Raw genomic sequence first — 22040 nt, 5'->3', positions numbered from 1 at the left:
GGGGCCTCGGCCGGCGTCAGCGTGGTCGAGCGCGATACCCGTGCCTGGATCGGCAGCGCCGACGAGAACGCATCGCCGCTGGGCAGCCTCGTGGTGGGCGGCAACGTCGAGGTGTCGGCCGACAACGGCGGTGTCATCGTCGACGTGGCCATTGCGGGTAGCGTGGCCGGCAGCAAGACCCAGTCATCGCAGGATAGCGGTGGCAGTAGTGGCGGTAGTGGTTCCGGGGAAGACGATCCTGGCAAGTGGCCCAACAATCAGGCCAAGTACGACGATGTCATCGCCGAACTGCAGGGCAAGCTCGGCCAGGGCGGTGGCAGTGGCGGCAGCGGTGGCAGTCAGCAGTCCAGCACGGGGGTGGGGCTGTCCGGCTCGGCACTGGTGCACGTCGGCAATGACGTGACGGTGGCAGCGATTCGCGGTCTGGAGACCTTCGAGGCCGAGGGTGATGTCAGCGTGGCGGCCAACGACAGCACCCACCTGGGGCTGCTTTCCGGCGGTGCTGCCGTTTCCAAGGGCTCCGGCAAGTCGGTGGCCGTGGCCGGCGCTGCTGCCATCGCCATTCAGGATGGCGAGACCCTGGCGGAAGTGGCCGACATCGATGACTGGACCAGCGGCGATCTGGCCATCAATGCCGTGCGCGATGGCTGGAGCGTGCTGGCTTCCGCCGCCGTGGCCGTGGCGACCGGCGCCAAGGGCGCGGGGGTGGCCGGTTCGGCGAGTGCCCTGGTGTCCCAGCGTACGGTGGATGCACGCCTGCTGCGCCTGGATGCCGGCGAGATGGGGGTGCTGGGCGTGAGCGCGCGCGATGCCGCCAACACGGTGCTGATCGCCGGTGGCGTGGCGGCTGGCGGCAATGCCGGGGTGGGCGGCTCCGCGGCAGTGAGCTACCTGTCCCATGAGGTCAACGCCGAGGTGAGCGAGATTGCCGCGGCCGCTAGTCGTCTCGCGGTCGACAGTGTCGAGGTGCTGGCCGACAGCGATGCGCTGGTGGTTTCCCTGGCCGGCTCCGCTGGGGTGGCCACCGGTGGCAAGGGCTTCGGTCTGGCCGGTTCGGTGGGCGTCAATATCGTCGAGAATACGACCACGGCGCGCCTCGATCAGGCCCATTTCGACCTCTCCGACTCGTCGGCCAGTGAGGCCGATGTCAGTGTGATCGCCCGCGATCGGGCCAGCATCTGGAGTCTGGCCGGCGCCGTGGGTGTCGGCTCTACCACCGGCTTCGGGGCCGGCATCGGTGTCAACTCCGTGGCCAATGACACCACGGCAGTGGTCGAGGGTGGATCGCTGCGCGGCGCCGAGCAGGTGTCGGTGCTTGCCGAGGCGACCGGCCTGATCCGCAGCTTCGCGATCGGCGTGGGCGCCAGCAACAAGGTGGCCGGCTCCGGCAGCGTGGCGGCCAACCTGCTCGCCAACGGTCTGACCGCGCGGGTCGAGGATGCCGACATCGAGGTCGTGGAGGACGCCGACCGCGACGACAGCGGTGGTCTGGCAGTGGCCGTCGACGATACGGCCCAGGTGATCTCCATCACCGGGGCGGCGGCCGGCGCCGGCAAGGCAGCGCTGGCCGGCAGCGTCAGCGTCAACGTGCTGGGCAACGATCGCGTGGCCGAAATCGAGGGTGGCACGATCGATGCCGCTGGCGACGTGCTGCTCGACGCCCGTGGCGACACTCTGGTAGTGGCCGTGGCACTGGGCGGTGCCGGGGCCGGCAAGGTGGGGCTGGCCGGGGCGATCACCGTGGCCGTGATGAGCGGTGAGACTCGCGCTCAGGTCTTTGGCGGTGCCGATATCACCGCCGGTGGCAGCATCACCGTGCAGGGGGTGGACGCCTCGCGGCTGGTGGTGGTGTCGCTGGGGGCCGCCGGGGCCGGCAAGGTGGCTGGCGGGCTCTCTTCCAGCACGACCCAGCTTGACAACGCCATCCTGGCCAGCGTCGCCGACAGCGATCTCACGGCGGGAGAAGACGTCAGGGTATTCGCCGGCCTGGCCGACGACCAGGCCTTCGACGAGTTCGACTTCGCCGCGGTGGGACTCGACGTCGACCTGGCTTCCTACGGTACCGAACCTGCCGATGGCGAGGACGATTCCGACATCGCCGAGCGCGATACCGGCAAGCTCGACATGAGCGCCGGCATCATCAACGTCAGCATCGCCGGAGCCGGTGGTGGCTCGGCGGCCGGTGCCGGGGCGGTGGGGCTCAACTGGTTGCGCACCTCGGTGCGTGCCGAAATCGCGGGTGCCGATAGCGTCATCGAGGCGGATGACGACGTCAGCGTCGCGGCCCGCGACCGCAGCCAGCTGCTCAACTTCGCCTTCGGGGTGGCGGGTGCCGGCAAGCTGGCTGGCGGTGCCGCCATCGCCTTCAACTACATCGGCGGCGATCCGTCGGACCCCTCGCGTAGCCTGGCCTCCGACGACGGCAACGATCCCTCGCAGGACATGTTCACCGTAGACGGCGAGCCCACCGGCGCCAATCCGGGAGAAGTGGCTGCCGTCATCGATGGGGCGACGGTGACGGCCGATGTGGACGACGACGGCAGTGGTGACGTGAGCGTCACCGCCGGTGCCGAAAGCACGCTGTTCAATCTCACCGCGGGCGGGGCTGGGGCCGGCAAGGTGGCCCTGGCAGGCTCCATCGGCATCAATTTCGTCAAGCATGACGTCAAGGCGCTGATCGAGGGCGGTGCGGACGTCCATGGGAGCCGTGTGTCGGTACTCGCCGACGTGGCGCCGATCAGCATCAACGTGGCCGGGGCCGCCAGCGGTGCCGGGGCTGCGGCCATCGCGGGCGCTTCCGCCACCACCGACCTGAACTCCTCGGTCATCGCCCGGATCTCCGGCGCCGATACCAGCGTGACGGCGACTCATGGCGACGTGTCCGTCATTGCAGAGATGCGTCGTGTCTACAGCGACTCGATCATCAGCAACGACGACCTGACCCAGGACGGTGACGTGGACGACGAAGACGTCCGGTCGCCGGAAGATGTCGATACCGGTGACGACGAGCTCAGCGCACCGTCGCCCACCGAGGCGGACGATCAGATCTTCAGCTTCGCGCTGAGCGGTTCCGGGGCGGGCAAAGCGGCAGTGGCCGGCGCCTTGTCGCTCAACTGGCTGCGCAGCACCGCCGAGGCGTCGATCGAGGGGGCTACCGTCGAAGCGCTGCATGGCGCGGTGACGGTTGCCGCCCGCGACGACATCGGCATGAGCTCGTTCACCGTGGCGGTGGGAGCGGCCGGCGCCTTCGCGCTCTCCGGCTACATGTCCTACAACTACGTCGGCGGCAATCCCGGCGATAGCGGCGACGAAGACTCCAACCTGGTCTCGGCGCGCATCGAGGACGGTGCCGAGGTGACCGCGCAGTCGATCGGCATCGAGGCCACCTCCGATTCGGCCATCTCCAGCTACGTGCTGGGCGCCTCGGTCGCAGGCTTCGCGGCCATCGCCGGCTCCACTTCGCTCAACTTCACCCGCAAGCTGGTCGAGGCCGAGGCCGACGACGCTACCTTGACGGCCACGAATGGCGACATCGCCATCGGGGCCAACGATACCAGCACCATTCTCTCCGCTGCCGGCCAGGTCTCGGTGGCGGTCAAGGGAGCGGCTGCCGGTCTGACCGTGGCCTACAACGACATCGCCAATACCGTCCGGGCGGGAGCGACCGACGCCTCTCTCGAGGCGCAGTCCGAAGGCGACGTGCTGATCGACGCCAATGCGGCGACCAGCGGCCTGACCGTGGTCGCCGGGGTCAGCTACGGCACCTTTGGCTCGGCGGCGGCCAACGCCGTGAGCGCCCTGGTTGGTAACCAGGTCGATGCCTTCATCGACGGTGGCAGCGTCACCGCCGACGGTAACGTGCGCGTGCACGCCGACAGTCAGGATCGTAACCTGATCGTGGTGGGCACCGTCTCCGTGGGCATCGCTGCGGTGGGCGGCAGCGTCGGCGTCAACCTCATGGACACCCATACCGCCGCCTGGATCGGCGGTGGCGCCAGCGTGACGGCACGTGGCAACGGCGATGCCATGACGGTGCGCAAGAACGGCGACGCCGGCTTCGAGGATGCCTCCCGCAGCGGTGTGGCGGTGCTGGCCACCAGCCAGGCGAGTTTCGACAGCTTCGCCGTCTCGGTGGCGGGCTCCGTGGGCGGTGGCTTGGCCGCCAACGTCACCGTCGATGGCATCGCTGGCTCGACTCGGGCCTACGTCGACCGCGCAGCAGTGAACAGCGATGCCGATGCAGTGGTGCGTGCTCTGCACCGCAGCGTAGGCGACAGCGGCGGTGGTTCCGCCAACATCAGCGGCGGCGCCTCACTGGTTGCCGGGGTCGATACGTCGCTGATGAGCCACCAGACGACGGCCTACGTGCGGGGGCAGGGCGATGAGGATGTCGTCGATGTCTCAGCCGATGGCGACGTCATCATCGAGGCCCGGGCCGATCTGGATCTGACCAGCGTGGTGGTTGGCGTCGGCGGCGGTGCCGTGGGGGCCGCCGGTTCGGCGGGTGCCGTCAAGCTCGATCTCGCGACCCACGCCTATGCACAAGATGCGCAACTCGAAGCGGGCAACGATATTCGTATCGATGCCGGCAACGAGGTCGAAGCCCGTTTCGTGGTCGGCGCGGTCAGCGTCGGTAGCGTCGCGGCGGGGGCTTCGGTGGCGGTTGGGCTCCTGGACCCGGTCGCCGAGGCCGAGGTGCTGGGCAGCCAGTTGACGGCCGGTCGGGATATCGCCGTCAATGCCGAGCAGAAACTGCAAACCGGCATTACCGTGGCGACAGCGTCCATTGGCAGTGCGGCCATCGCCGGTTCGGTGTCGGTGATGACCTCCAATGCCGAGACGGCCGCCCATGTCGGCGCCTCGGATGCCGGCCGTGCCAGCGCGCTGGAAGCCGGCAACGACGTCGACATCACGGCGCTGACCCAGACGCGCATGAATCCGCGCGACAGCGATGCCGATTATACCCAGGTGGTGGGCTCGGCCACCGCAGGTTTCGTGGGCGCCGGTGCCTCGGTGGACGTGATGGTGCTGCGAGAGAAGACCGCCGCCACCATTGGCAATGGCTCGACTGTGGAAGCCGAGGGCGATATCACCGTCGATGCCGAGCTCACGCGCACCATCAACTCAACGGTGATCGCCTTCGGTCTCGGTGTCGGCGCCGCCTTCAACGGCTCGATTTCGGTGATCAGCCTGGGGAGCGGTCTCACCGAAGCCAGCCAGGGGGAAATCGAGGAGCTCGATTCGCTGCTTGGCGATGCCTTCGGCAATAGCGGCGATTTCGCCATGCCGGGGCAGGACGATGACGTGTCCGAGCCTGAAGAAGAGCTCGACGACGACGAGCAGGCCGAGTTCGACGAGAATTACGACGAGCCCGACAATCCCGGGGGAGATACCCAGGCCAACCGCCAGCGCAACAATGATGCCCTGACCCGGCTCAGCTTCGATGTGACGCTACCCGAGCAAGACGCCGACGGCCAGACCGTGGGCGATACGGCGGCCACCGTGGGGCGCGACGTCACCCTGGAAGCCGGCGGAGACATCACTGTCGAGGCCGACGAGACGCTGGATTCGTCCACCCTGACCGGGGCCGGAGGAGCCAGCCTGGTCGCCTCGGTGGGGGCATCGCTTTCGGTGCTGGAGCAGAAGGGGGCGGTGACCGCCAGCGTTGGTGCCGGCAGCACGCTGGAAGCCGGCGGCGACATCAGCGTCGATGCCGGTTACGACGGCGATGCTTCCCTGGAATCCTATGGCGGTACCGCGTCGCTGAAATATTCGGTCGCCGGTCAATCCGCCACTCTTCTCGACAGCAGCGAGCAGCTGGCCTATTTGGAAGGCGAAACGGGCAATCGGGATGGCGTGTCCGTCACCCAGGCCGAGACGCTGTCGGTGCTGGCCAACGCCGATCGCGACTACTCGCTCGAAGCGGCCGGTGGTGCCGTGGGACAGATCGCCGTCGGCTTGTCGGTGGCCATCGTCGAGGTGACCGGCGGCACCGAAGCCCATATCGGCCAGGGGGCGACCCTGGGAGACAGGCATGCAGTCGACGATGCTCAGAATCTCGACGCCATCATCGACGAAGTCACGGTATCGGCGACCTCTGACGACACCATCGATATGCTGGCCGTGGCGGTCGGCGCCGGCGCGGCCGGGGGGGCCGGCGTCGACATGGAGGTCACGCTCGACAACGCCGTCACGGCCTATCTCGCCAAGGGCAGCAGCACCCTGGCGGGCAGCGTGGCCATCGAAGCCTATCAGACCCCGGAGATCAGTGCCGAAGTGTTTGGCGTCTCCGCCGGTGGCGGTGCCGTCGGCGTTTCCGGCTCCTACGTCACCCTGGCTGCCGATATCGAGGCCTGGCTGGGCACCCCGGATGGCAACGCCGAGGGGCTTTCGCTGACCGCAGAGCAGTTGCGTGTCGAGGCTGCACTCGAGCGGCCCGACGGCGGCAATGGCGATACCGTTCACGCCGAGGCAACCGGCATCAGTGGTGCCGTGCTGGGCGTGGATGCCTCCTTCCTGAGGCTCACCGATACCACCCGTGCCATCGCCACCATTGGGGCCTCCGCGTCCGTGACGCTGATGGCCCTGCCGGCCTATCAGCAGCAACGCTTGCAAACGCTCAAGTCGGAGCTCAGCGATGACACCTATGCCGACGATGACCTCTGGGGCGATTGGGACGTGCCCGAAGATCCGGCCGATTCGCTGACCGTGGACGACCTGCCCGCGCCGACGGTACGGCTCAGCGTCGAGGCTAGCCAGGCGAGCCGCCTGGTTGGTGATCTCGGCAGCTATGCCGGCGGCGGGGTGGCCGTGGGCATGGCCCTGGCCAGCCTCGATCAGCGTACCGAGACCGAGGCGCGTGTCGATGACGGTGCCGAGGTCGAGGTCTTTGGCGCCGAGGCGGCCGATGACGCTTCCGGCTCCCCGGTGTCCGTCGTGGCCTTGTCCGAACAGGTCTCGCGCCTGCACACCGAGGCCATTGCCGGCGGCCTGGGCGCCGGCGCCGGGGTGGAAGTGGAACTCGTCAGCGATGGCAGCGTGCTTACCGAGGTGGGCGACGAGGCACGCCTCAACGTCTTCGCCAGCGATGCCACCCTGACACTGGCGGCGACCCAGACCCTGGACGTCGACGGTACTCTGCGCGCCGTGGCTGGCGGGGTGATCGCCGGCGCCGGCGCCAACGCGGATTACCTCCTGTCGCCGGATACGCAGGTCACGATCGGCAATGGCGCTGATCTGGATGCCGGCGCCATCAGCGCCAAGGCCACTTCCAACGTGCTGAAGACGGGGGTGGCCGGCGCCGGCGACTACAACAGCGATGGCGAGGTCTACGGCCTGGCCGCGGGCGGCGGTGCCGGCACGCTGATGACCGTCGAAGCCACCACCCGCGTCGAGGTGGGGGAAGATGCTACCCTCACCGCGCGGACGGACACCGGCAGCGGCGATATCAACCTGCGCGCCTTCAACGACATCGACGTGCGCGATCAGGGCAGCCTGATCGCCGGTGGCCTGCTCAGCGGCGGCGGCATGAATACCGAGATCGATGCCGATGCCGTCACGGCAACGGTCTCCGTTGGCGACGACAGCAACGTCACCGCTCACGGCGATCTCTACTTGGCGGCCAATACCCAGGCCAACTTGGCGGCGGTCATCTACATCGATTCCTATGCCGGGGTGTCGGTCAGTGTGGGCACCTCGACGGCCAGCATCTCGCCGGTCAACGAAGTCCGGCTCGACGGCGCCAGCGTCACGGCGCTGGACACCGCCTGGCTGATGGCCGGGCGCAACAGCAGCCAGATCAGCGACGAATACCGTGTGGTAGCGACGGTCGACACCTTCTCGACCAGTGCGCTGCCGATCGATGTCGTCGATGCGACGGCCACCCTGCATCGCGACAATCGCATCGATGTGGATGCCGATTCGGAGGTGCTGACCCGTGGCGACATCAATCTGCTGGCGGAAGACTTCGACGGTGCCGCCATGCTGGCCCGGGCCAAGGCGGTCAACTGGGTGAATGCCGCGGCGGGAGCCATCGATGCCGCCCTGGGCGGCGGCGGCACCGAGAATACCGGCGGCACGGCGGATGCCGAGTCGACCGGGAGCGTGACCGTCGATGGTCACCTGGAGACGGGGCTGGACCGCAACCAGCGGCTGGTGATCGATCTTGCCGATGGGGTATCGCTCGATGAGATCGACGAGGGCAACCTGCCGCTGGATGAGCTGTTCGAAGCCGTCGACGGCTTCGATGACATCGGCTTTAGCCTGCGCATCGGCGGCGTCGATACGGAGCTCTTCGATGACCTGAAGGAGGCCAAGGATCGTCTCGAGAACTACCTGGGCGTCGGGTCCGACCGCGTGATCGAGGAATTCCGTGCCGAGGTCGAGCGTCTCGAACAGCGGCTGATCGACCAGGGGCTGGCCGAAGAGGTCGACGGGGAAACCGTCCTGCTCAATCCCGACATCGTCGAAATCGTACTCGACGATATCGATGCCACCGCAGGGCGCATCGACGTGCGGGCCGACCACTTGGTCGGCAGCGGCGACTTCGTCTCGCCCAAGGGCTCCAACGTGACCGTCGTCAACAAGACGCCGGGCTGGATCGTGGTCAACGACATCACCATTCCCGAGACCCTGGGCGGACTCTACTTCAACGGCGTGGAGATGGCCTCCGATGACACCATCGCCGAGGCCAATATTGCCACGCCGGTCGGGCAATCCCCGAACTTCGGCTACTCCGGCGACCCGGACGCCAACCCAACGCCCACCGTCACCATCGTCAATACCTACGCCAACGTGCCCGATTCGGGGCACGAGGCCGAGATTCGCGAAGCGCTGGGCGTCAGCGAGGGGTTCGAGCTGGTCATCGACGCGTTCGATCGCGATGCGGTGATGTCCAGCGTCAAGATTCAGGGCAACGTCTATGCGCCGCTGGCCGATGCGCTGATTCTGGCCGGCAAGGACTTCGTGCTGGACAACGACGCCGAGTCGATCCTCGATGGCGATGGCGCCTCCATGGTGCTGGGCAGCTTGGATCTGGCGGCGGAGGACACCATCGATATCAGCGGGGTCAGCCGCGAGACCCTGGGCGAGCTGCCCTACAAGACCATTCGGGAGTTCACCGAAGGGTGGACCGCGCCGGCCGGCATGGAAACCTTCGATACGTCCGACATGCCTGGCTGGCTGGCGGACTTCTTCGAGAAGATCAACGAGCGTATCGAGGAGAACGATCGCACCGACGAGATGTTCGAGGCGCTCGAGGACATGTCGCGCGGCGATCTCACCGTGGCGCGCACCATCAACATCGAAGCGGATCTGATCAACCTCAACGGACGCATCGAGAGCGGCGTCGATCATTTCGACGTGACCATCACCAGCGACGATGCCGATATCATCCGTCGCAACCTGGCCCGGGGCGAATCCAGCGCCTTCCGGCTCAAGGATGCCTCCCAGCGCAGCGGTCTGGATATCGGCTTCAATCCGGAAACCCTGCAGATCGAGCTAACGGATGCCGTGGTGGGCGGCGGCGATGTCACCATCGACGGGCGGCTGATCAACACGGGCATGGGGGAAATCGACGTCATGGCCGGTTACGGCTCGATCGACGTCGACAATCAGACTGCCTATGCCCTCTCGCTGGCGGATCTCAACGTGGAGAACCCCGGTGACGGTAGCCTCACGCTGATCGATCGCTACCGCGATTCGGGGGACGTCATCAGCAAGCTGGAAGTCTCCCGCCAGGAGGACGGTACCTTCCGGGTCGAGCAGGATGGCAGCGAGTCGATCTATACCCTGAGTCAGATGCTCGGCAACGAGGCCATCAACGACGATGGAGACACGCTGGATCTGGAGTTCCTGCCCAAGGCCAATACCCGCTATGCCTTCGAGGTACTGCAGGTCGAGGAAACCCGCAAGAAATACGTCATCAGCACGTCGGAGTGGGCCGGAATCGATGCCCTGGCGTCGGACCCGCCGGATGACTATGAATCATCGAACCAGACCCTCTCCAAGAAGTTGCTGCCCGAAGGCGAGAGCGACAAGGGCTATATCTACCTGGGGGATGACGACCAGAACGATTACCAGTACCGCAGCGAGACCACCGACCAAGACGACTTCCCCGACGACGGCGGCGATGGCGTCCGCTATGTCGGAGCCGAGGGCGAGGACGATGCCATCAAGCTGAGCGACGACAAGTACGTCGACGAAGGCTATTACTATACCTCCGGCCTCGAAGAAGTGGATTCCACCTGGTACGGCAAGAAGACCTACGAACTGGAGCTCACCAGCCGGACCATCGAGTCGATTCGTCACACCCACGACATCGCGGCGGACAACGCCGTCGGCATCGATTTCTTCGGCCGCGAACAGGGCAGCATCAACGTCAGTTCCGTGGGCGACATCGTCTTGGATGGCGATGTGGCCGCCGGTGCAACGGGCAGCGTGACGCTGGAGAGCACCCAGGGGCGCATCGTCAACGGTGCCGACGATACGCCGTCGGTGAGCGGTGCCGAAATCGACCTGGATGCCGCCAGCGGCATCGGGCAGGTGTCGGCTGGCGAGCCGTCGCCGGTGGTGGTCGAAATGCTCGATCCTGCCGACGATACGGACTTCAGCGGTACCTTGAGCGCCACCAGTGACAGCGGCGACATTCTGCTCCACGGCAATGGTTCGCTGACCATCGATCAGGTCGTGGCCAATCGCGGCGACGTCGAACTCTCGGTGGTTCGTTCGCTGCAGGGCGATGACGACGACTCGCTGGTTGCCGGCCAGGCGATCACCCTCAGCGCCGGCAGCGACATCGGCAACGAGGATCAACGCCTGCGCCTGGACACCAGCCATCGCGACGCCAGCGCCACCGAGGTGCAGCGCGCCAACGACGTGCTGGTCATCGACAATGGCCAAGGTGGCGGCGATGTCTTCATCGAGGAAATCGACGGCCATCTGCGCGTCGACAGCATCGAAACCGCCGGCGATGTCACGGTGCACGTGACCACCGGGGATCTGCTCGACGTCAATGCCACGGCCGAGCGCGACGAGCGGACCTACGAAGAGCTCAAGGATGGCGTCTGGGCGGCGTTGTCGCTGACCGATGGCAGCCGCCAGGAAGACGCCATCGAGCGGCTCGAGAATCGCCGCAGCGGTGAGTACCGCAGCTACTGGCAAGAGCGTCTGGGGCTCTCCGATGATCATCTGGGTGAGCTGGAAAACGGCGAGAGCTACCGGTTCCGCGAGGCCGGTGATCATGCCGTTCTCGTCATCGTCGATGAGGACGGGGAGCTCGTCAGGGCAGCCGACCTGTCCCCGACGGGCGAAGAAGGTGCCGAGCACAGGCTCTATACCGGAGATTCGAGTTACGAGACCCTGTCCCGCGATGATCTGGAGTCTGCCGCTTCGTTGGACCTGGACGGTCTCGATGCCGACCTGGCCAATGTTCTCGAGGCACTCATCGAGGATGGCGGTCATGTGATCAAGGGGGCCGCCCTTTCGCTGTCTGCTGCGACAGAGGTGACGTATCGGCGTTGGGTGGCTTATGACCCGGATGCCGAGATTCGTTTCGATGATGACAAACGCCAGGCCATGCTGGCGCAGGGAGAGAATGAATCCGAGATCGAAGCGCTAGAGACGACTCGCACCGAACGCTTCCATGAATTGCATGAGAATTTTTCCGAAGAAACGGATGTCTATCTCGCCGATCACGTTGTCGAGGTGAGTCAGGCCGAGAAGGATGAATTGAAGGCCGACATCAAGGTCTGGACGGAGAAGCAGCTGCTGAGCCTGGTGGGCGAGGGGCTGCTCAAGGAGACCACCGATACTCAGGTGGAGATCGAGGAGCCCAACATCGACGCCGGTGGGGCGATCACCATCGTGACCCAGTCCGGCAGCGTCGGCTCCGTGGATGGCTACGAGGTCATTTCTCTGGATGGCGGCGAGAACGCCTTCCAGGGCCTCACCGACGACCAGCGGGTGATGCTCTCCGCCGCGGAGCGCAACGACATCACCTACATCGAGGGCGGCCTGCTCGACACCGAAGTGGATTTTCGGGTCGAAAGCCAGGGTGATGACGGCAACCGCCTGATCGCCACCTTCACGGGCGACGGCGACTGGAACGACAGCGGCTTCGAGATAGGCGACACCCTTTATCTCAACGGCGAAGAAACGCTCAATTACACCGAGAACGGCCGCTATCTGACCGTCGAGTCGATCGACGGGATCGAACTGGTCATGTCCACCGAGGCCGACGTTCAGGCCGAGACGGGGCAGGCCATCCAGCTCGGCAAGGTACTGCTGGATCCCTTGGGTGCCGGTGACGATGTCGACCTTACGCACATCGTCATCGACCAGCGCGAGGACGTGAACGTCGCGCAGCGCGACGCGTCGTCCGGCATCAGCGTGGATGCCGCCGAGGCGCTCTACTTGGGCTCGGAAGATGACCTGGTGTTGAGCCATATTCGTGCCGGTGCCGACCTGCGCATCAAGGTGGGTGGCGGCATCGTGGCCGACGGAGCGGTCATCGAGGCGACGGACGCCATTCTCGAGGCGGCCACGGGTGGCATCGGCACTCGGACGAATCCGATCGAACTGCGCCTGGGCAGCGACGGCGATGGCCTGATCACGGCCCGGGCCCAGGAGAGCATTCACCTGGAGACCGTCGACGGTCGTGATATCACGGTCGCGTCGCTCTATTCGGAGCGTGGCGACGTGGTACTCGATTCCGCTGGCGACATCCGCGACGGCCTCGCCCACGACCTGCTCAAGGTGCTGGCCGACACCATCACCCTGAGCGCCGCTGGCGGCATCGGCGACCTCGCCACAGGCGACGCCCTCGAAGTCGAAGCGCGCGAGCGGGTCGACGCCACGGCCCATGGCGGCGACATCAGCCTCGACTCGCCCGACAACGACCTGCGGGTGGGTCACCTGCAGACCGATGGCGACGTGCGGTTGGCGGCGCTCTCGTCGATTCTCGGCACCAACGGCGAGGACGACCTGCTGGCGTCCAACGTCACCGCGCACGACCTGTTGCTGGTTACCACCGTGGGGGGTGTCGGCAGCGTCGACCGTGATCTGGTCACCGATACCAGCGGTCGCCTGGACATCGACAGCAACGATTCGCTCTATCTCACGGAATTGAGCGACTCGCTGGGCCTGGGCACCGTGTCGGCGGGTGGCGGCACCGCCAGCGGCAACAACCTGGCCTTCATCACCGCCCTGGGCGCCATTCGCAACGCGTTGGAGGCCGACGAGGACTTCAACCTGCTGTCGGCCAACGTACACCTCATCGCTTCTGGCAATGTCGGTGAGCGGAGCGACGTCATCACGGCCAAGATCGGCCAGCTGGAGGGCCGTTCCACCGGAGGCAGCGTCTTCTTCGACAACAGCGGCGAACTGCGCGTCAGCGCCAGCGGGCTGAATGCCGCCGGCGACATCGAGCTGACCACCAACAGCCCGGTGATCGTCGAGGAGGACATGTCGAGCGAGACCGGGAACATCGTCCTCACCGCCAAGGAAAACCCGCATGGGCCGAACGACAACGGCGATACCGTCACCTTCACCAATGGGGTGACGGTCGACGCTGCCGAGGACCTGCTCATCCATGCCGCCGACGGTGTGATCGTCGACGATGCCGACGTCACGATCGTTGCGGGGCGCGACATTCTCGCCGAGATCGAACTCCCCTCCTCGGTGGGCGAGGCGTCGAACCTGGACGACGTCACGGCGACCAGCGAACTGCAGGGCTCCTGGACAGCCGGCGATCGCTTGCGCGTCGACATGAGCGACAAGGCGCAGAGGTTCACCGTCGTCGATGGAGCCGATATCGAGGCGAACGAGATCGTCATCGACGCTGGCGACGGCGACAATCGACTGACGCTGAACGGCAGCCTCGAGTCACGGGTCCGCGGCATCGAGATTCGTACCGGTACCGGCGACGATACGTTGGAACTGGACGGTGAACACATTGCCCAGTCAGGCGACATCGACGTTCTCACCGGTGACGGTAGCGATCACTTGGTGCTAGACGGTGAGCTCACTGCGCGGACGGGGGATATCAATGTCCTTTCCGGAGCGGGCAGCGACGACCTGACACTGAGCGGCAACTTCACTGCCGAATCGGGCAATGTCGACATTCAAACCGGCAGTGGCGATGACGCCCTCGAACTGGGGGGCGTGCTGGCCGCCGAGACCGGCGAGATCCACATTCGCACCCAGGACGACTCCGATACCTTGACGGCCACCGGCTCCATGGTGGCGACACGTATCATTATCGATGGCGGCGGTGGCGACGACGACCTGAGCCTGGCCGCCGAATCGCTCGAGGGCGAGCTGCATCTGCTGGGCGGTGAAGGCGACGACTTCCTGGAGGTCATCGAGCTCAACGACCGCGAGGCGCGACTCTACATGGATGGCGAGACCGGCAGCGATAGCTATCGGATCGTCACCCGCGACCAGGCGGGTGCAGGCGACAACGGCAACTACCGCATCACCGTCAGCGACAGCGGCCCCTTGAATGCAGGACTCGATGACCTGGTCATCGAGGGGCGCGGCGTCGACGGCGGTGACGGAGAGGGCTTCGAGGATCTGTTCCTGATCCGCCGCAACTTCATTGCGCGCCTGGACGGCGATGTCGACTCCGGGGTCATGGGCGATGACGTGGAGCGCATCGATTATGACGATTCGCTCAACTCGCGGATTCGCGTCAACGGCTACGGTGGCGATGATGCCTTCATCGTCGACGATACCGCGACGCTGATGACGCTGGACGGCGGCGACGGCGATGATCGCTTTCAGGTCGGCCAGGTGTTCGCCGAGAATCCCAGCGACCCGGATCAGCTCGAGGACGGTGTCTACCAGAACTCCGGGGTGCGCGAGGAGGATCGCATCGAGACCAACCGCGTGACCCAGGGCTGGCTGAGCACCGGCAACCGCGAGTCGATGGTGATCTACGGCGGCGATGGCGAAGACGAATTCGTCGTCTACAGCAACAAGGGGCTGCTGCGCATGGAGGGCGAAGCGGGCAACGACAATTTCGTGGTGCGCGCCTTCGTCACCGAGAGCGATATCGAAGTGCGCGGCGGTGCCGATGACGACAACATCGAGTACAACATCAACGCCCCGGTGGATATCGACGGCGGGAGCGGTTTCAACACCCTGACGGTGCTGGGTACCGAGGTGGGCGACAACTTCGTCATCACCGAGGACGGCGTCTTCGGTGCCGGGCTGAACATCGGCTTTGCCAACATCGAGAAGGTGGAAGTGGATGCGCTGGAAGGCGATGACACCTTCTTCGTGCTCTCCACGGCCTTCGATGTGACCACCGAACTCATCGGCGGTCTGGGTAGTGACAGTTTCATCATCGGCGGCGACGTGACCGGCCGTGTGGTCAGTCAGGATGCCGAGGGCACCAGCAGCCTGATCACCCATGGCCTGTTCAGCGATGATGAGGCCTATGCCGCCCTGCTGGGCGGCGGTGTCCCGGTCAGCGTGGCGACGCCCGACCAGGGCGTCGTGTCCATCGACCAGGGCGACGGCACCTTCCTGCTGGAAGGCGGCGATGCGCAAAGCTACTGGCTCGACCTGGCGTTGCCCGACGATGGTGACATCGCCGACGGCACCCTGGTCAGTCTGACCGTCTCCGCGGCACTTTCCTCCACTCAGGATCGCCTCAACGCCCAGCGTCGCGTGGGCAACGGTGATCCGGCGACGGTGCTGCTCTCTGCGGATGGCGAGAATTTCCAGCGCGCCTTGAACGTCGACTTCGTCTATGACGCCGACAGCGGCTGGACGCAGCAGCAGGAGATTCACGTTCAGGCACCCGAGGATGGCGTCATCGAGGGCACGCGTCAGGTCACCATCAGCCACATGGCGCGAGTACAGGCGCCCGAGGGCGAGGAAACGCCGGAGGCGCTGGCCGAGATCGAGAACCAGCCCATCGGCAATGCCATGATCACGGTATTCGATCGCGACCAGGGCGATATCTTCCTCGATGTGCCGGGCGAACGACTGGATCTCATCGAAGGCGACGACACCACAGGACAGTCGCAGCGCTTCGAGTTCTCGCTGTCGACGCCTCCGAAGCCGGGTGAAGAGATCACCGTGACGCTCAGCTACCCGGCGGATCAGTTGGAGGTCGATCAGGAGGCCTTCACCTTTACCGAGGACAACTGGGATGAGCTGCAGAGCGTGCGGGTCAGCGCCGTTGCCGACGGCGACACCGAGAATCGCCTGGATACGCAGATCGACTTCGAGATTGCCAGCAGTCTCGACGCCGGCGACTCGGTTTATGACGATGCGGAGCCGGGGAGTGCGCGCGTCATCGTTTACGACGGCGACAGCGCTGGTCTGGTGATCGAGCAGAGCGGCCAGGGCACGGTAGTGGGGGCTGATGGAACGACCGACAGCTACCAGCTGCGGCTCACCAGGGCGCCCAGCGGCGATGTCACCGTTCACGTCAACAGCGATGGCTATACTGACGTCCAGATTGGGGACGACGTCTTCCTCGACGAAGTGCTCGGTGAGGACGAGGCCTTCGCGGTGGCGGTGAAGTCTGCCGAACATGCCGGTTCGCGCCTGGTGCTCGGTGAGGGCGACTGGGATTCGCTTGGCGTTCGCGTAGGCATGCTGCTCGAGATCGACGGTCAGGGTGGCCTGTTCAAGGTCAACAACCTGGACGGCGACACGCTGCACCTCACTGCCGATCACGTTTTCGACGAGACGGTCGATACCTTGACCGTCAACCGCGTGCAGGCCCCGGCGGTCACCTTCACCGCCGACGACTGGTACGACAAGGTCGAGGTGACGCTGGCCTACGATCCCGATTACGTGGCGGCCGAGGGCAGCGAGTTCGACAAGGTCTTCGCCCCACGGGAACACATCCTCGACCGCATTCGCGGACCGCTGATCCTCGAAGGCGGCACCAGCGACACCGACCGCTCGCTGTCCGACGCGATCATGCTGCCGACCGAGGATGCTGGTGAACTGAGCGACGAGGCGCGCGGCATCGTCACCGGGGAAGTGGAGATGACCGACACCGACGAAGTCATCTTCTATGGAGATGCCAGCGTGGCCGATCTCGAGGGCGAACTGACGGCCACGACCCTGACCGGCCTGGGCATGGAGGAAGGTTCGCTCGAGCAGGACGATGGCTACGGTGGCACCGTCGTGACGGAGCGTGGGGTGACCTACCATGGTTTCGAGGTGGTCGACCTGCGCCTCGGCAGCGGCAACGACGAACTGGCCATCGACGCCGATCCGGCTCGCTTCCAGGGTGAAGTGACTCTCGAGTCCTGGGACGAAGGCGAGCAGAGCCTTCTCGAGAGAGACGGCGGAAGCTGGCTCGACGATGGCTTCCGTCGCGGTGACAGCGTACATTTCGATGACGAGCGCTATGTGATACGCGATATCGTCGAGAACGGTCGCGGGCTGGTTCTCGCCGCCTCACTGGGCGAGCTGGGCTTCGCCGGCGAGCATCACATCGACCTGATTCGCGAGATGCCGCTCACCGTGGTGCACGGGGGAGGCAACCGCAGCGAGCATGGCGAGCGCGGCGGCGATACCATCACGGTTTCCGGCGGCTACGCGGCCCAGATGCCGCTGGTGGTCTTTGGCGACACCTCGCGCAGTGGCGAGCCCTACAGCGCCGAAGGCGGCTACAATACGGCCTTGTCGCAGCGCTTCACTGAGTTTGGCAACAACACGCTGGATGCGTCCGGGGCCATCGGCGGTGTCACCTTGGTTGGTGGTGCCGGTAACGACACCCTGATCGGCGGCGCGGGCAACGACCAGCTGTTCGGCGGTGGCGGTGACGATACCCTGGACGCAACCGCGGGGGGAAATAACCACCTCTACGGCGATGGCGGCCTGGATGTCGACCTCTCCACCCGCCTGAGCCTGGCGGCATCGGTGATGACCCTGCATGATGCTCAGGCGTCCATTGAGCTGCCGACCGGTGATTCCTTGGCGCCGGGTGACGACGTCCTCTTGGGCGGCGACGACAATGATATCCTGCTGGGCGATCATGGGCGTATCGAGCTCGCTGCTAGAGAAGGCATGGACGCGCTGCGTCTGCTCAATTCCGATCGTGTCATTCGTCTGACCAGCACCGATACCGCGCGAGGCGGTGACGACAGCCTTTCGGCTGGCGCCGGCCGCAATGTGCTGGTTGGAGGCACGGGCAGCGACGACCTCGTTATCACCGGTGCGACAAGTGAGAGCGCGCATCAACTATACGGTGACAATGTCGAGTTGGCTTGGACCGTCGATGGCGTGCTGACCCGTGCGATTAGCACTGCTGTGGAGGTTGGCGGTGACGACCGGGTTACGGTCGATGCCGGCGACGTGACCTGGATCGGTGGTGTCGGCAATGATGAGCTGACGATTCGGGAAGCTGCGCAAACCAGCACCCACGAGCTGTTCGGCGACAACGTCGAACTGGGCTGGACCGTGGAGGGCGTGCTCACCGATGCCACCACGCTATCGCCACAAGCGGGAGGCGATGATGCTGTTGAGGTCAATGCCGGACGAGTGACGGCAATTGGGGGCATTGGCGACGATACTATCGTAGCCGGGGATCAGCCTAACGTGATCCTGGGGGATGCCGGGAGCATGCACTGGGATATCGCTGGCACCCTGCGGCGTGTAGAGACTGCCTATCCGGATCGTCCTGGTGATGACGATATCACCGTCGGTGACGGCGGAAACGTCATACTCGCGGGGGACGGCGATGACCGTGTCACAAGCGGCGACGGTCAGGACTTGATCGCCGGTGATCATGCCGGTATCGATTTCGATGCCCAGGGACGTGTCGTCGCCTTCCAATCGATATTTTTCGGAGTGGGGGGTGATGACGAGATCCTGAGCGGAGCCGGCGACGACTGGGTGATCGGTGGCCATGGCAGTGACGCTATCGACCTGGCGGCTGGCAACAACGTCGTGCTCGGTGACAATGGCCGCATCGTTGCCGTCGACGGCGTGCGCTCGCTGGTGGAAAGCCTCGATACGCGCGCTTCCACGGGGGGCAACGACGTCATCGCAATGGGCCTTGGCGACGACCAGGTCATCGCTGGCGTGGGACGCGATGCCACGCGTAACGTCGGCGGCGAATCCATTGCCATCGGCGACGACGGTCGCATCATCAGTGACGCCCAGGGCCGCTATCGAATCGCCGAAACCGGCGATCCGTCGCTCGGCGGGGTGGATCGCCTCTTCGGGGGGCGCGACCGCGACCTGCTGTTCGGCGGTGCCGGCGGAGATCGGCTCGAAGGTGGCGATGGCAAGGACATCCTGTTCGGCGACTTCGGCAAGGTCAGCCGCATGGACGGCATGCTGTCCGTGGAAGCGACCAGCCTCTTCGAAGGCGGTAACGATGCCATCTATACCGGTCGCGGCGGCGATATCGCCATCGGCGGTGCGGGCGGTGACGGTTTCTCCGCCAACTTCAACGAAGACTACGTGGTCGGCGATTACGGCCGTTTCCGCTTTGCCATCGAGCCACCCGCCGAGACCGAACGTTTCGTGTCGCTGGTCACCCTGGCGCAAGGCCGTCTCGACCTGCTTCGCTCCTCTCAGGAATCGCTCTACAGTCGGGATGCCGGAGAAGCCGACGACAGCGAGGATGGCGGCGATGAAGAGGCTTCGCCCTGGCTGCTGAGCGGCATGGGGGGAGGCAGTGGCACCGATCGTCATGGCGGCATGGCAGACTCCCCCGGTCTGGCCGATTCGGGCATTCAGCGCATGCAGTCACTGATTGCCGAATGGCAGCAGCGTGAAGGACGTTCCCTGCGCGGCACCATTGCTTCTCAGGTGGCCGCCGATGTGAACGATCTGGATCGGCTTCTGCAGGACAATCCGCCAGCGGGGGGTAATGCCACGGCCGGCGGAGAAGCCGCGAATGAGGTGACCGAAAGCCGCGAGGCGCCCCCGGTCGATGGCGAATCATCGACTGCGGAAGAGGTGCCGGCCGCCGAGGAGGAAGCGCCGTCCGAGGATGTTTCCGATGCCCATGAATTGATCGAGCAAAGCGGGCTGGAAATGCCGGAGGAGTGGCTTGCCACCCTGAGCGCCAGCCTAGGCTGGGGCCTGGCCAAGGCTCAGGTGGGCGGTTCGGCATCGGCCAACTGGCGCCTCGAGGCGCTGCGCCGTGAGTGTGCGGCCCGCGACTGGCAGCGTTTGAGCGATGACGAGGAGTCGCCATGACCGCCAGTGCCGGTCACCTGGACACGACTCAGGGCTCGGTGGCGGAATCCTCCGTCGATATCCAGGCCTGGCTGTCCAGGTGCGGACAGCGCTTGACCCATGCGCATCCCGCGGTGTCGCTCGACGAGGGCATCGTGCTGTGGCACCAGGCCGAGGGCTGGTTGCCCGTGGCGTTGTGGCCGGCCAACGCCGACGGCGTGTCGCTGCTCGATCTGGCCGGACAGGTTCGCGAGGCGGACCGGGGCCTGGTCTCTCCCTTGGCGTCGGGAGGCGTAGCCATTGGGTATCCGGTTCGCGACTCGAGCGAAGGGGGGGATGCCGCCTTGGTCGGTGCAGTGGCATTCCGTGTCACGGCGGCGCGAGCCGCGAATGCCTCGCCGGACGAGCATGATCTGATGCCTTTGATGCAGCATCTCGAGGATGCCGTGGCCAGCCTCGAGCGCGACATCCTCGTCAGCCAGGCAGCACGGTCGAGCGCGCGTCGCGCCCGGCTCGGCGAACATCTCACCTTGCTGGCATCAGTGCTCGAGCAGCCCAGCTTCAATGCGGCGGCCATGCAGCTCACCACTCGCTTGGCTGCCACCCTGGATGCCGAGCGGGTCAGCCTGGGCTGGCGGCGCGGCACTCGTACCCGCATGCGGCAGATCTCGCACAGCGCACGCTTCAATCGCAAGATGAACCGTATCCGGGCAACCGAAGCCGCCATGGATGAAGCGCTGGACCAGCGCCGCGCCGTTGCCTGGCCGCTACCGGCATCGCCGGGGCATGAGGTCTCGACCCCCGTCAATCGGGCCCACGGCTCGCTGTGTGAGATGACCGACGTACCTCATGCGCTGAGCGTGCCCTGTCTGGATGAGGGCAAGCCGCGCGGTGCATTGACCGTGGAGCGTGAGCGACCCTTCGACGAGGAGGAAATCGGGGCACTGCAGAGCCTGATGGCGCTATGTACGCGGGCCCTGGAAGAGAAACGCCGTAACGACCGCGCCTTGCCGGTCAAGATGCTGGCTGCACTGGGCGAGCAGAGCGGCAGGCTGCTGGGGGCCGGGCATCTGGGTTACAAGCTGTCGGCGCTCGTGCTGGTTGCTATCGTGACTTTCGCATATGTGACCACGGGAATGGAGCACGTCTCTGCCGATGCGGCACTCAAGAGCGAGGTGCAGCGTGTCGTGGCGGCCCCCTTCCAGGGCTACATCGAGGAAGCGCGCGTGCGTGCCGGGGATGAAGTGCGGGAAGGAGACATCCTGGCCATCATGGATACCCGCGATCTGCGTCTGCAGCAGCTCCAGGCGCAGAGCGAGCTTGCCAAGCTGGCCAGCGAGGCTCAGGAGTTGCGCGCCGAGGGGGACCGTGCCTCGCTCAATGTGATCGACGCGCAGCGCCAGCAGGTCGAAGCGGAGCTGCAGCTGATCCTGTCGCGGCTCGAGCGGGCCAACTTGCGTGCCCCCTACGACGGCGTGGTGGTTGGCGGCGACTTGACGCAGCGCCTGGGCAGTGCGGTCGAGGCGGGGGAAGAGTTGTTCCGCGTGGCGCCCCGCGGAGGCTATCGGATCGAGCTGGAAGTGAACGAGTCGCGAATCGACGATATTGCGCCCGGGCAGCAGGGCGAACTCGTCCTTTCGGCAATGACCGATGTCCCCCTCGCCTTCGAAGTCACCCGGGTTACCCCGCAGACCCGGCGGCGAGAGGGCAGCAATCGCTTCGTGGTCGAGGCTCGGCTCGACGAGTCGCCGGAGGCGTTACGCCCGGGGATGGAGGGCGTTGGCAAGGTCGAGCTGGGTGAGGCGCGGCTGATCGCGGTCTGGACGCGTGAGCTGGTCCAATGGGTGCGCCTCAATGTCTGGAAATGGTGGGGCTGA

2 protein-coding genes (1 of these 2 cut by a window edge) are annotated in these 22040 nt (G+C 65.7%); both read left to right on the top strand.

The annotated features are described in order from the left end of the window. Positions 1-20184, top strand: the 3' portion of a protein-coding gene (locus GFD32_RS07650; RefSeq protein ID WP_163575952.1) for a calcium-binding protein. 6240 nt of this gene lie to the left of the window's left edge; the window shows 20184 of its 26424 coding nt (coding positions 6241-26424); its start codon lies off the left edge, out of view; the stop codon is at positions 20182-20184. Continuing rightward, positions 20181-22040: an HlyD family efflux transporter periplasmic adaptor subunit gene (locus tag GFD32_RS07645; protein ID WP_163575951.1), complete on the top strand. Its 1860-nt coding sequence runs from the start codon at positions 20181-20183 to the stop codon at positions 22038-22040. Before GFD32_RS07650 ends, GFD32_RS07645 begins: the two co-directional genes overlap by 4 nt.

It is taken from the genome of Halomonas faecis, from assembly GCF_010993975.1.
GTDB lineage: Bacteria > Pseudomonadota > Gammaproteobacteria > Pseudomonadales > Halomonadaceae > Halomonas > Halomonas faecis.
The sequence above is the reverse complement of the archived record's forward strand: the minus strand, read 5'-3'. Positions and strand labels throughout refer to the sequence as shown.

Coding starts and splice junctions, on each gene's coding strand:
- GFD32_RS07645 (WP_163575951.1), top strand. CDS start 20,181: ATGACCGCCAGTGCCGGTCACCTGGACACGACTCAGGGCTCGGTGGCG.